9 protein-coding genes and 1 pseudogene are annotated in these 12,958 nt (G+C 61.6%); 5 read left to right on the forward strand and 5 right to left on the reverse strand.

What is annotated here, in order from left to right:
- Nucleotides 1-3: 3 nt before the first annotated feature.
- Both OCI36_RS10925 and OCI36_RS10930 read right to left on the reverse strand, forming a co-directional pair.
- Nucleotides 4-543 (reverse strand): erythromycin esterase family protein, encoded by a 540-nt coding sequence (locus tag OCI36_RS10925; protein WP_409996739.1) that lies wholly within the window; start codon nt 541-543, stop codon nt 4-6.
- A 147-nt stretch (nt 544-690) separates the two neighbouring features.
- Entirely contained in the window at nt 691-1,779 is a 1,089-nt protein-coding gene (locus OCI36_RS10930) for a transposase (protein WP_261665112.1), read from the reverse strand.
- 200 nt (nt 1,780-1,979) lie between these two features.
- Here OCI36_RS10930 and OCI36_RS10935 point away from each other — a divergent pair, with 200 nt between their 5' ends.
- Nucleotides 1,980-2,891, forward strand: coding sequence for a 1,4-dihydroxy-2-naphthoate polyprenyltransferase (locus OCI36_RS10935; protein ID WP_261665113.1), 912 nt, complete (start codon nt 1,980-1,982; stop codon nt 2,889-2,891).
- Nucleotides 2,892-3,747: 856 nt separating this feature from the next.
- Here OCI36_RS10935 and OCI36_RS10940 read toward each other — a convergent pair.
- Together OCI36_RS10940 and OCI36_RS10945 are read right to left on the reverse strand one after the other, a co-directional pair.
- Nucleotides 3,748-4,662 carry a ParB/RepB/Spo0J family partition protein gene (locus OCI36_RS10940; protein WP_261665114.1) on the reverse strand — a complete coding sequence of 305 codons (915 nt, stop codon included), beginning with the start codon at nt 4,660-4,662 and terminating at the stop codon, nt 3,748-3,750.
- Nucleotides 4,659-5,432 carry a ParA family protein gene (locus tag OCI36_RS10945; protein WP_261665115.1) on the reverse strand — a complete coding sequence of 258 codons (774 nt, stop codon included), beginning with the start codon at nt 5,430-5,432 and terminating at the stop codon, nt 4,659-4,661. The genes OCI36_RS10940 and OCI36_RS10945 overlap by 4 nt, the downstream gene beginning before the upstream one ends.
- Nucleotides 5,433-5,779: 347 nt before the next feature.
- On the opposite strand from OCI36_RS10945, the gene OCI36_RS10950 reads away from it, so the two are divergent.
- The 3 genes from OCI36_RS10950 to OCI36_RS10960 all read left to right on the forward strand — a co-directional run bounded on the left by OCI36_RS10950 (nt 5,780) and on the right by OCI36_RS10960 (nt 9,350).
- Nucleotides 5,780-6,328, forward strand: coding sequence for a BPL-N domain-containing protein (locus OCI36_RS10950; RefSeq protein ID WP_261665116.1), 549 nt, complete (start codon nt 5,780-5,782; stop codon nt 6,326-6,328).
- A gap of 284 nt (nt 6,329-6,612) precedes the next feature.
- The gene (locus OCI36_RS10955; protein ID WP_261665117.1) at nt 6,613-8,880 is read left to right on the forward strand and encodes an ATP-binding protein; all 2,268 of its coding nucleotides are present in this window, start codon (nt 6,613-6,615) and stop codon (nt 8,878-8,880) included.
- Entirely contained in the window at nt 8,877-9,350 is a 474-nt protein-coding gene (locus OCI36_RS10960) for a response regulator (RefSeq protein WP_261665118.1), read from the forward strand. The genes OCI36_RS10955 and OCI36_RS10960 overlap by 4 nt, the downstream gene beginning before the upstream one ends.
- Nucleotides 9,351-9,443: 93 nt before the next feature.
- Here OCI36_RS10960 and OCI36_RS10965 read toward each other — a convergent pair.
- A pseudogene (locus OCI36_RS10965) lies at nt 9,444-11,168 on the reverse strand (oleate hydratase).
- Nucleotides 11,169-11,520: 352 nt separating this feature from the next.
- On the opposite strand from OCI36_RS10965, the gene OCI36_RS10970 reads away from it, so the two are divergent.
- Nucleotides 11,521-12,894: an MDR family MFS transporter gene (locus OCI36_RS10970; protein WP_261665119.1), complete on the forward strand. Its 1,374-nt coding sequence runs from the start codon at nt 11,521-11,523 to the stop codon at nt 12,892-12,894.
- Nucleotides 12,895-12,958 lie beyond the last annotated feature (64 nt).

A 12,958-nucleotide genomic window follows, 5' to 3' on the forward strand; every position in this document is an offset into this window, starting at 1 on the left:
GCTTTAGCGGGCCAGAGTGGCCGGGGTGCTGCGCTGGGTCAGGACCACCACATCGAACGCTTCGGGAAACACCACGAAGTTGTAGCCTAGGCCGCCCGGCTGCGCCGTGTTCCCGATGCTCCGCAGGGGCTGTGGCCGGCTGAAATAGTCCTGCAGCACCGGGAAACGCGGCAGTTCGGCCATCTTCAGGAACATGGCCGGCTGGCGGTAAGTCATCAGGGCTTCGGGGGCATCCGGCCAGGCGTCCGACAGCCCAACTGCCTGCATGCCTTTGTCCGGCTCCGTAACGGAGATGGCCAGCGCCGAGCCCTCAGCGAAAGTCATGCCGACGGTGCGGTAGCGGTTTCCCAGGGCTTGATGCAGGAAGCGGCCCATGTCGTAATCGCCGTATTCAACCTGTTCAGGGGCTTTGGCGACATGGGTGTTATGCGCCCACAGCATCATCTTGTCCTGCGGGTGACGCTGCAACTCTGCCAGCACGTTCCGCGACATCAATTCATCCCGGCTGACCACGCCGGCCGCCTGCTGCACGCCCTGCTGCACATTCAGGGCCAGTAGCCGGAGTTCTGCCGCGTGCGGGGCAGTGCTGGGCAGAGCTTCAGCACGGTCTAGCAGAGTCTGGGCCTGGGCCAGATAACGTTCCTGGGCGCCTTTTTCTTTGATCAGGTCCTGCAGGGCGTAGCCTTCTACTCATAAGTTGCACCTTGCATAGCTGAGCGAATAGCCGTGCTGGTGGAGGAATTCTTGCTCTTTTTGAATTTGGCTCAGCAGGTGGTTCAGCCTGACTTCGGGGAAGAGGGTATGTAGGGCCAAGCGGGCTGCCTCTTTCAGGGTCATGTCCTCAGAGCGGTACAGCATGGTTAGGGTGAAGGCCAGGAAGACCATCAAAATCCAGCGGTCCAGACCCCTGGCAGTTCGCAGCGCGAACTGCGCCAACCCAAACTGATGCTTCCCTTCTTTGAAAAACGACTCCAGTGCCCAGCGCCGTTTTCCTTCGGCCAGGATGTCATCCCCCTCTAACAGCTCAGACGACACCGCGAAGAATTCGCGGTCCCCACGGTCCATCCTCCCCAGAGACAGCGTTTCCAGAGGCCAGTTGGCGAGGTTGACATACCCTCCGTGCGGACAATCCGCCACTGTCACCCGCCCAGGATGATCCGTGCGTCGGTTGCTCCGCACACCCACCACGAACTCGAAACCGAGGCGCTGCACGCCTTCCAGAAAGACAGCGGCTTCAAAGCCGCTGTCCGCTAGGACACGTACCCGGAAACGTTTCTTGATGAAGTCCGGCACCTCTTCCAGTAGGTCGAGCGCCAGAGTGACGGGAGTGCTGGTGTGCTTGCCCTGGTAGATCCGGTAGGAAATGGGGAACTGAAGTTCCCCATACTCGGCAAACAGGACGACCAGGTGGATGCCATGTCTACCGTTGTACACACTGACAAAGGGCAACTGAGTTCCCACCTTTTCCACCCTGGTCAGATCCACGCTGAGCCGCATTCGAGGTCTACGTTTGTGACGAGCTGTATCCAGCAGGATGCGCCACTGGAAGTCCTGCGTCTCATCCCAGCAGCGGTCTGAATCCCAGTCGTAGATGTTGAAGAAACGGCTGAGTGCACTGGGATTGACTCCCTCAGCCTGGCTGAAGTTGGTCTTCTGACCTGGACTGTGGAAGAGGTGCAGCGAAGCTTGCAAGCTTCGCTGCTGATACAGCGTCTCTGGAATATCCAGAACCTGCTGTGAGAGAATATGGGCGCGCTCCCCTGAAACCTGTTTGTACACACTTCCAGAATTTCAGCTCTGGGAGCGCTTTTTGTCCGCCTATTCAGGTGCAAGTTCTGAGTCGTACCATCCCGGCGCATCTGAGCTGGACTCAAAGCTTGCGCCATACTCCTTCAGAGTAAGGGCTGGGCGAAAAGTGCTTCATGATGGCTCCCTCTGATGCCATCAGCCTTCCAAAACAAACGTGCATGATAGAGAGCATGACTTCGTCCACCAATTTTCATGCCACAGGACGGGACTGGTTGGCTGCAGCACGCCCGTACACCTGGCCCAACGCTTTTGCGCCAGTGATTGTCGGCACAGGAGCAGCGGCCTGGCAGCACGGAGCCGATCCTGGCCGCGCTTTTCTGGCACTGCTGGTGGCCTGGGCCCTGATTGTCGGCGTAAACTTTGCCAACGACTACTCGGACGGCATCCGTGGTACCGATCAGGACCGAACTGGCCCTACCCGCATCACGGCACAGGGCCTCGCCCGGCCTGGGGACGTTAAGCGTGCCGCATTCCTGGCTTTCGGTTTTGCCGGTCTGGCAGGAATCCTGCTCTCGTTGTGGTCGGCGTGGTGGCTGATTGCGGTGGGGGCGCTGTGCATTCTGGCCGCATGGTTTTATACGGGAGGCAAAAATCCTTACGGGTACCGTGGTTTGGGTGAAGTCGCTGTGTTCATTTTCTTTGGCTTGGTCGCTGTACTGGGCACTGAATATACCCAGGCCCGCGCTGTCTCCTGGGTCGGTTTGGCGGGCGCTGTGGGCATTGGTGCCATCTCGGCGTCAGTGAATCTGGCAAACAACATCCGTGACATTCCCTCCGACCGCGCCGCAGAGAAAATCACTCTGGCAGTCCGCTTGGGAGATTCAGCGGCGCGGCGGCTCTTTGCCGGATTGGCCCTGGTTCCCTTCGCAATGACAGTGGCTCTAGCTCAAGTCTCCCTGTCGGCACTGGCAGGCCTGCTGGCCCTGCCTCTGGCCTTGCAGGGGATCCGCATCGTCCTGGGGGGCGCACAGGGCCCAGCGCTTATTCCGGTTCTGGGGCTGAATGGCCGGGCCATGCTGGTCTGGGCTGTACTCACCGCCATAGCACTTTTTTATGGGGCGGGTCACCTACACGCGCTATAAAAAATGCAGCCGGGCTGGCCGGGCCTTTGCGCGCTGATCTGGAGATGACCAGCACCTCTCCCCTGCCAGCCGCTCCCCAGGGAATTCCGAAGGCTATTTCTGCCCTTCATGCCGCCGAAGCCAGTCTGTCAGGTCATTGATGGGCTGCTGTTCTCTAAGGGCCAGGTCACCCCGGATAATGTCGGGCGCTTTGCCCAAGCTGTAGCCTGGGCACGGGTACAAACTGAAGGTATGATTCGTGTTCCCTGCTTTGCTGAGGCCGCTGTTCAGTTGCCGGGCGCGCTGGTGTTCACACCCGGTTGCCGCTGGGCTACCTGCAGCACCGTGCGTGCATCGGCCAGCAGGTCCTACATGCTCGGAGTGCTCTAGCCGGCAAAAGCCTACTGCGCAGTGGTCGGATTGAAATTCTGTGCCGCGTAGCGCTTGTCGTACCGCATTACCGGCAAAGCCCTCCTGAGCCAGCGAGCACGACAGTTTGTCGAACGAACCCTGCACCACGCCGCCCGGCGTGACATAGCTGCCGTTGCAGTCTTCAGGCCCGGTGCCCTGAATCAGCAGAACTAGCGGGGAATTTGAAAGTGGGACGATACCTTCTCGTTTTTGTAGCCTGGTAGATCCCTCTTCACCACTTAGGCCAAGCTGGCAGACTGAGCAACAAAACGGCCCAGTTGTAAATGGCCAGCCTTAGGGATACCGGTATCCATAGTTTCAAAACCATCGGCAGTGCCCAGCCCTGGCGCTCTTATTCTGACTGCTGTTGCCCACTTTGGAAACTGCCTTCCTACAAGCTCTCCTCGCTTTGTAGATGGCCCGCCTTGCAGGAACCGACCGCCCGGGCGGATCTCCCCTTGCCCGCTTACTCTTCCAGCAGCTTCGCCAGTTCATCCAGAAGCCGCTGGGCTTTCTGACGTTTGCGCTTGTCCAGAGTCCCCAGCCGCTTCGCCGTGAATTTGCGGCTGACCTGTCTCATCTGCTGGTCCCAGCTGTTTGTTGTCGTCTCCTGCTGTTGGGCGCTGTTCCCCGCTTGCCGGGACTCCTGGAGTGCTTGCTGCACCTGCCTGCGGCTCCACTCGCCAGAGACAATTAGGGGCAGCCACTGCCGCTGCTGCTCTGGCGTCGCAGACCGGATGGCCAGCACCGCCGAGTAAGGGGCCCCCTGTTCAATGGCAGCTACCAGATGGTCAGGCAACCTCAGCAAAGAAAGATAATTCCGCCGGTAGCTGAGGTAAGTCAGGTCCTTATCCACGAATTTCAGTACTTCGCCGAGCACCCGCACTGTCTCCTCAGCAGGGGCCGCGCCTCTCAGTTCTGACTGGACCTCCTCTGCAGGACGTTCCAGCTGCAGGGCCGTCAGTTCCAGAACGGCGCGGGCCACTTCGTAAGCGTTGAGATCCTCGCGCTGCAAGTTCTCGCGCAGGCCATGCGTCCGTGCTTCCAAATCCGTCATCTCGCGGATCACTGCTGGAATGGTCACCTGCTGTGCCTGCCTGGATGCCCGCAGGCGCCGTTCTCCGGCCACCAGCTGATAACGGCCATTCTCAAGGGGCCGCACCAGCACCGGCTGCAGCACGCCGTTCTCTGCAATGTCTCTGGCCAGCTCTTCTATCTGCTGAAAGTCCCTGCGGGCCTGAAAAGGGGAGATTTCCAGGTCGTCAAGGTGGAGGTACTCCACCGGCACATGGCGTTCCTCGGCAGCGCGAATGCCGCTCTGGGCTTTGCTGGCACGGGCCATGGCCGCCTGCAACGCGGGCGTGCTGGGTTTTTTACTCATGCTCGGTCCTCCACACGCTCCAGCAGGGTATCCGTGGCCGCAGCAATCTCACGCAGGGCATCGGCATCCCCACGGTCACTGCCGATGGGTCTCCCCTCGGTCTGCGCCTTGCCATAAACAGCTGGGCGGCTGGTCATCGGCCCGGCGAGGCGGTCTCCCAGAATTTCCCTGAACGCAGCGACCATCTCGTGGGCCACCTTGGTGTTGTTCATCTGAGTAATCAGATACATTGCCACCTTGAGCCCCCGGTTGGTGCGGCTATGCTCGGTGATGGTTTCCTGCACTCCGTCCAGAGCGTTCAGACCTTTAAGAGCGGCCTGGATAGGGACCACGACCCAGTCTGCCGAATTTGCGGCGTTGCTGGTAATACGTCCCAGGCTGGGAGGAGAATCCAGAAGGATGTAATCGTATTCGCCGCTTTCCCGCAGAGCGTCAATCGCCAGCCGGAGGCGCCCTTCGGAGTTGGTCAGTCCGCCCAGAATCCGCTCGGTACGGGCCAAAGAGAGGTGGCTTGGAATCAGACTCATGCCGTGAACCTGCAGCGGCTCAGGCAGGGGTTCATAGTCCATCAAGGCACCCTGAACGGTCTGGGCCGGTTCCGCGTCATAAATGCCCAGCCAGGTGGTCAAGTTGGCCTGCGGGTCAAGGTCAATCAGCAAAACCCGTTTGCCCCGGCGGGCCAACTCGGCCCCCAGGTCGCGTGTGGTGGACGTTTTACCCGCTCCCCCTGCGTGGATGAACATCAGGATTACTCTGGTCTGACCGGTCATAGCTTTTATTATGACTGCTCCCGTTATGGATACCGGTATCCATAGAGGATCAACCCCTTCCTAACAGCACTGATGAAGGCGGCATATCAATCAAGAGAAAACCAGGGAGACGGCGTACAAACCCTGGCCGCCTCCCTATAAAGGAAAAGACAGCTTGTTATCCTGTAGGCTAGATGATGAGATTTTGGCCGCCAGTTCTGCTGCTTTTCTTTCTGGCTGCCTGCAAGGCACCCGCCGCCCCACAGCAGGCTCGGGCCGCCGTCTTTGAAGGAGACTGCCCGCCCTGCACTGCTGCAGTCGTTTCCGCCCTGCAGGATGATCCCAGCCGTGACTGGCAGGTGGAAGTGGTGCGTCATAACCTCAGCAGCTCGCTGCAGCAGGCCGACCTCTTGGTGATACCCGGAGGCAACGAGGACCTGGCCGACACCTGGCAGCGGCTGACCGTCAAAGACCAGCGGGCAGTGGACACTTTTGTCCACCAGGGTGGCAAATACTTGGGCATCTGCCTGGGAGCTTATCTGGCCGGTGATTTCCAGAGCCAAGCGGAGCGTGTGGGCTGGCGGTGGTTGAACGCCACAGAATACCAGGGGCCACTTCAAGGTGATGTCATGGAAGCCCTGGTCAAGACGCAGTGGCAGCGCCCAGCACAAACCCGGCTGCTTTATTTTTCCGAAGGCACCAGTTTCGGGCGGGTGCCCCCACCACGTGCCCAGGTCCTGGCCCACTACAGCAACGGCGAGATTGCCGCAATGATCGTCCCGGTGGGCCGGGGGGCCGCCGGCGTGATCGGGCCGCATCCGGAGGCGAATGAAGACTGGTACGACCTAGAAGACTTAGGTGATACCGACGGCTACGACGCTGACATGCTGTACACCTTCCTGGACGCACTGATGTGATCTGGAGAAGCTTCTTTAACCAGTGCAGGTTCTCCAGCTGGGATAAGGCAAGTGCAGTGTAGCGTGCGTTACGGCACGCGCTGCCCGGCAGGCAGCTGGGCTCTCAAATGCGAGACGCGGCCGGCCACGGTGAACGGTAGTTTATTATCTATTGAGTGAGTATTCTCGAACGCCTCTATAGCGAAATATGGCCTGTCCAGTCGGGGTGGAAACAGGTTCTGCCTGGCGGGCGTCTGCAGAGAAGGTCCGGGTTCGGGCAGGCAGCGGCCTGGCAGGGGGCCTGAATGTCCTCCGGCCCTGAATCGCTGTTGCCACCTACCTACCTGGGAGGGCCTCCTGTCACCGGCGAGAACTGTGACCGAGAACCGATTCATATTCCCGGGAGCATTCAGCCGCACGGCGTGCTTCTGGTGGTGCAGGCCGATTCGCCGGAGCAGAATCTTCCGGTGCTGCAGGCCAGCGAGAACATTGCCGAAATGTTGGGTCTGGACCCTGACCGCGTTCTGGGGCAGCCGCTGGGCCTGTTGCTGGGCGAACAGGCTGGTGTGGCGCAGGCGCTCCAAGAAGTCCTGCCGGCCGGCACGACCGACCGGTTACAGTTCCGCATGACCGTGCCGCTCAAGGTACCGCTGGCGCTGACAGCCCACCGCGCCGGCGACCGGCTGGTGCTGGAATTCGAGCCTGAGCCGGGCGAGCGGCCCGAAGCGGGGCACCGCCTGCGCAACGCGGTTTTTGCGTTGGAAAATGCCCAGACCCTTCAGGAACTGCTGGATGTGGCCGCCAACGCTGCGCGCGAGCTGAGCGGGTTTGACCGGGTCATGATCTACCGGTTCGCCCCCGACCAGAGTGGGGAAGTGGTCGCCGAAAGTCGCCGCGCCGATCTGGCACCGTTTCTGGGTCACCGCTTCCCCGAGTCGGATATTCCGGCTCAGGCCAGGGCGCTGTATGTCCGGCACCTGCTGCGCCTGACGGCCGATGTGGACGCCCCGCCGTCCCCGCTGCTGCCGCGGATGGACCCCCTGACCCAGGCGCCGACGCCGCTGGGCGGCGCAGTGCTGCGGGCCACCTCGCCCATGCACCTGCAATACCTGCGCAATATGGGCGTCGCTTCCAGCCTGTCGGTGTCTATCGTGACGGCAGGCCGGCTGTGGGGCCTGATTTCCTGCCATCACAGCACGCCACACATCACGCCGCCCAGTGTCCGGGCTGCGCTGGAAGAGCTGGGCCGGCTGCTCAACGTGCAGGTTCAGCTCAAGGAACAGGCCGACGTGGCAGCTTTCCGGGCGCGGCTGCAGGCCCGGCACCAGGAGGTGCTGAATGTGGTTGCCCAGACCCTGACGCCGCTGCAAACCCTGAGTGACCCGGCGCTGGGCCTCCAGGAACTGCTGCAGGCCGGCGGGCTGGCGCTGCGGCTGGAAGGCGAGTGGCGCACACTGGGCGCTGCTCCGTCTCCTGAAGAACTGGACAGCCTGCTTGACTGGCTCAAGGAAGAAGGCGGCGCGGCGTTCGAGACTGACCATCTGGAGGCACATTTCCCGCCGGCGGCAGCCTGGAGGGCGCACGCCAGTGGGTTGCTGGCCGTTAGCATCAGTGGGGGCTGGCAGGAAGCCCTGCTGTGGTTCCGCGGTGAGGAGCAGCAGGTAGAGGTCTGGGGCGGCGCCACCCCGGAACATGCCAAGACCGAACTGGGGCCGCGCCGGTCTTTTGACACTTACGTAGAGCAGGTGCGGGGGCACTCGCGGCCCTGGCACGCCGGCGAGGTCAGCGAGGCCCAGGCCATTGGGCAGAGCCTGAGCGCCACCCTGGGCGAACGGCTGACAACCCTGCGCCGGCTCAACACCGAACTGGCCCACAGCAACGAGGAATGGCGCAGATTCGCCTTTATCATCTCGCACGATCTGCAGGAGCCGGTGCGTTTGATCGGACAGTTCACCGAGCTGTTTATGATGCGTCAGAGCAGCACCCTGGACGAACAGACCACCCGGCTGCTGCAGTTTCTGTCCAGCGAAACTTCCCGGATCGGCAGCCTAATTGCGGACCTGTACCATTACACCGAACTGCTGTCCTATCCCGAGCTGCGGCGGCAACCGACCTCACTGCTAGACCTGCTGCAACGCAGCCTGGCTGAACTGGGATCCCTGCCCGGCGAAAAGCAACTGGACTGGCAGCTGCCGCCGCAGGACCTGCTGCTGGATGTAGACCAGACCAAAATGCAGCTGGCGCTGACCCACATTCTGCGCAACGCCCTGACGTTTGGCACAGCTCCGGTCAGCATCACAGTTCAGGCCAGTCAGGATGCAGGGGGCTTTATGCAGCTGAGCATCCGGGACAACGGCCCAGGCATTGCCCCGGAATATCAGGAGCGGGTATTCGGTCTGTTTCAGCGGCTGAGTGGCCCCAGCGCAGGAGCAGGAAACGGTGTCGGGCTGACCCTGGCGCGCAAAGTCGCCGAACTCCACGGCGGCACATTGACCCTGCGCTCGGTCCTGGGGCAGGGCACCACCCTGGACTTTTCGCTGCCTCCGGCGCAGGGGCCAGGAGCAGATACGTGAGCCCGGCCACTGGCACCCAGACCCAGATTCAGACGCAGCCACACCACGTGCTGCTGGTGGATGATAGCCACGGTGACGCGTTTTTGATGGAATCCTGCATTGAGCTGGCCGGCGTGTCGCTGCAGCTGAGCGTGGCCCTGGACGGAGTGGAGGCGCTGGAGTTTCTGGCCCGCGAGCGCCAGGAAGGCCGCCAGCCGGAGCTGATGCTGCTGGACCTGAACATGCCCCGGATGAACGGTTTCGAGGTGCTGGAAAGCCTCAGAAACACGCAGGACTACCAGGATTTGTGGGTGGTGGTGCTTACCACATCCAACACCCAGATTGACCGTGCCCGGGCCAGAGCGCTGGGCACCGATATCTTCATCACCAAGCCGTTCGGCCTTGCCGAAACCACCCAGCTGCTCAGGAAAATCGAGGCAGCTCTGCAAGGCCAGCTTCCCTGGGCCGAGCTGCAAACTCCGCCGGCCTGATAATGCCAGCTTCGTGTCAGGCTGGCGGCGCAGGAACTGATGCTACAAAAGGAGGCTCTGAAGAACCGGCTTTCTCCAGAGCCCTCCTTTATTTTAGCGGTCTTCAGGCGCGTTGCCGTTGAACTTGTCGCCGTAATACCCCGAGTCAAGGAAACGCGAGAGCAGTTTCTCGCCGGGGAGCGGCTTGTTGTTATTGAGTACGCGGGCCGCGTTCACGATATTGCGGATGTCGTACTGGGCGGGGGCCACCGGCGGCACCGGACGGTTGAGTTTCAGCAGGCCGTAGACGGCCTCCATGGCCGTGCGCACCGAGCTTTCTACCGTGAAGGCCACGTCGGCCTCCGTCTCTACGAACTGCCCCAGCAGGCCCAGGTTCACCGAGCCCTGCGGGATGATGTCGGGGCGGTCACCCCGGCGGCGCGGCATGAACATGGAGGTGATATAGGGCATCATCACCGGGCGGCAGATGGTCTGTGCCATGATCTCGTCGCGCTGTCCCAGCAGGCCGAGATGATAAAGCAGCTCGTCGAGGATTTCCTCGCCGGTGCAGTCCTGCAGATTCTTCTTGACATAGTTGCCGGGCCGGTTCACGAAAAGACCATAGCCCCAGACCACCACGGTATCGGCAGGCTGAGTGGGGTACTGCGGCTGACGGTTGACAGTAAAGCTCATCAGCCAGTTGGAATCGGTGACCGAGATGATGCCGCCTGTCGCAGTGCGCCCGGTGAGCAGTTCACGCTGGGCAAGCTCGGCGATTTTCTCGGTCAGCGGCGAGGGTTTGCAGGTTAGGGTGAACGATTCCCACTTGGACTTGTCCACGTGATCGGCAAAGACGCCCGGATGGCCAAAGACCTCGTCCTGGCGCGCCAGGTTACGCCACAGGGTAAAAGCACCATTGTGCTGTTCGGGTTTCAGCGGGGCAGGCGTGTGCATGTCGCCATTGGCACTGCTCTCGGTCATGGAGCCGAGCGTCACGAACACCAGGTCGCGCTCGGACACGGGAATGGTTTCCTCGCGCCCCTCGTGGACGGTCTTAATGCCCCGGACCACTCGCCGCTCAGGGGTCAGTTCCAGGTCAAGGTCAAGCACGGTGGTGTCAAACTGCACCCGCACGCCGCGTTCTTGCAGCCACTTGATGATGGGCCGCACGAACGAATCGTACTGGTTGTACTTGGTAAACTTCAGAGCGCTCATATCGTTGATACCGCCGAGGTGCTGCACAAAGCGGTGCATGTAACGCTTCTGTTCGGTCAGGCTGTGCCAGGTCTGGAAGGCGAACATGGTGCGCCAGAAGGTGAAAAAGTCGGTCTCGAAAAAGTCGGGGGTGAAGTAGTCCTCTATGCTCTTGCCGTAGGTCTCTTCTTCCGACATCAAAAAGAGCCGGGTAAGCTACAGCTGCTGGGCGCGGTTGAGGTTCATATGGCTGAAATCCTGCGGCACGCCCTAGTTCCGGATCAGGCGGCACTTGCTGTAGTTGGGATCCAGGTCATTGAGCAGCCGGTACTCGTCCAGCACGCTGTGGCCGGGCGTTTCCAGTGAAGGAATGTCGCGCAGCACGTCATAGAGGCACTCGTAGTGGGTTTCCATCTCGCGGCCCCCGCGCATGATGTAGCCGGTTTCGGGATTGCCGCTGCCGTCAAGCGAGCCACCCTTGTTGTCCAGCTCTTCCAGGAGGGTGATGTTCTCGCCGGGCATCTGCGCGTCCCGGATCAGGAAAAAAGCACCGGTCAGCGAGACGATGCCGCTGCCCACGAAATAGGCTTTGCGCTCTCTTATATCATCGGGAGCCACGGGTTTCACGAGATTGTAATTTCCCATCAGAGATTCCTCCTTGCACACAGAGCCCTGCCATTCAAGCAGGTAAAACCACACACCGTGTGATGGACGTAGGTTATTTCACAGTGTGGAGTAAATCAAGGCTTTTTTGGCATTTTTTGGTGGCCCCTCTATACGGTTTCTTCCGGTTGCAAAAGGCTGTCCTGAACGGCACTTTTATGGTGCCGGAGACAGCTTTCCGATCTGACCTCATCAGCCTGTAGACCAAATCCGCCCATGCTCACCCGGGTCATGGCGGCCGTCCGCCATACTGTCCTTCTGTCCCGGTTCCAGCCCAGTTGCCCGGTTGTTCTCCGCCCCCACTGCCGCTTCTCACGTCACGAGGTTGCCTGTTATGACGTCTCCTTCTGCTTCTCTTTCTCCCCAGCAAGCTCGTCTGCGGCGCCTGGCCACCCTCGGGCTGATCATCGGCGTTTTTCTCAATGCGATGGAAGCCAGCGTGGTGGCCACCGCCATGCCCAGCGTAATCAGTGACCTGCACGGTTCGTCCTACTACGCCCTGCCTTTTGCCGTCTATATGCTGACCAGCACGGTGTCCAGCCCCCTGTGGGGCCGGGGGTCGGACATCGTGGGCCGCAAAAAGCTTTATCTGGCCGGGCTGGTGCTGTTTGTGGTGGGGTCGGCGCTGTGTGGGGCCGCGCAGAATATGGGCTGGCTGATCGGCGCGCGGGCGCTGCAGGGCCTGGGCGCCGGGGCACTGCTGACCATCAGCATGACCATTGTGGGCGAGCTGTTCTCGCTGCAGGAACGCGGCCGGGTGCAGGCCTTTATCAGCGGGGTCTGGGGCGTCTCGGGGCTGGTGGGGCCGCTGCTGGGCGGCTTTCTGACCGACCATCTGTCGTGGCGCTGGGTCTTTTACGTCTCGTTGCCGTTTGGGATCGCCGCTTTTGCCATGGTCAGCCGTTTCCTGCAGGAAACCGGCGAACGCCGGCCAGCACAGCTCGACTGGCTGGGCGCCGCACTATTTACCGCCGGCAGCGGCCTGACCATCTGGGGGCTGGAAACCCGGCACTGGCTCCTGGTGGCGGTGGGCCTGGCCGTACTGGCCGGCGCGGTGGTGCTGGAAACCCGGCACCCCAACCCGCTGCTGCCGATGCAGGCACTGCGGGCCAAAACGCCCTCGGTGGCGTTTGCCGGCAATTTTCTGGGCGGGGCCGCGTATTTTGGGATCATCGCCTACCTGCCGCTTTATGCCCAGGGGGTCGCGCACCGCGGCGCCACCTCGGCCGGCGCCGTGCTCACCCCGATGCTGGTGGGCTGGACACTGGCCAGCATCCTGGCCGCGCAGCTGATGAAAAAGGTGCCGCTGGCCCGGCTCACCCAGACCGGCTTCACCATTTTGGTGGCGATGTTCATCGCCCTGACGTTCACGGTGCATTCACCGCTGTGGGTGACCAGCACCATCGGGTTTTTTCTGGGCTCAGGCATGGGCTTTTCGATGCTGACGCTGCTGCTGGCCGCCCAGCAGGAGGCCGGGCGCAGTGAACTGGGCGCGGTGACCAGCGGCGTGATGTTCGCCCGCCAGATGGGCGGGGCGCTGGGTGTGGCGGCCATGGCTCTCCTGATCGGGCAGAGCGCCATCGACAGCGGCGGCACCGAGCTGGCCGAGGGTCTGCGCCGCGCCTATTTCCTGGCGCTGGGGCTGGTCGCGCTGGCGCTGGGCATTACCCTGACCCTGCGGGTGCCTGCAGAGAACCAAGCGGAATAGGGGAGAGGGCAGCGCCCGGACAGGCACCTGATCAATACAGGAAAAACAGGGGAGGGGACAGCGG

Origin of the sequence: Deinococcus sp. Marseille-Q6407 (genome assembly GCF_946848805.1) — a bacterium.
GTDB lineage: Bacteria > Deinococcota > Deinococci > Deinococcales > Deinococcaceae > Deinococcus.

What these genes read in the sequence shown, in the direction of transcription:
- OCI36_RS10955 (WP_261665117.1), top strand. Translation starts at nt 6,613, where the DNA reads ATGTCCTCCGGCCCTGAATCGCTGTTGCCACCTACCTACCTGGGAGGG.
- OCI36_RS10940 (WP_261665114.1), bottom strand. Translation starts at nt 4,662, where the DNA reads ATGAGTAAAAAACCCAGCACGCCCGCGTTGCAGGCGGCCATGGCCCGT.
- OCI36_RS10945 (WP_261665115.1), bottom strand. Translation starts at nt 5,432, where the DNA reads ATGACCGGTCAGACCAGAGTAATCCTGATGTTCATCCACGCAGGGGGA.
- OCI36_RS10935 (WP_261665113.1), top strand. Translation starts at nt 1,980, where the DNA reads ATGACTTCGTCCACCAATTTTCATGCCACAGGACGGGACTGGTTGGCT.
- OCI36_RS10970 (WP_261665119.1), top strand. Translation starts at nt 11,521, where the DNA reads ATGACGTCTCCTTCTGCTTCTCTTTCTCCCCAGCAAGCTCGTCTGCGG.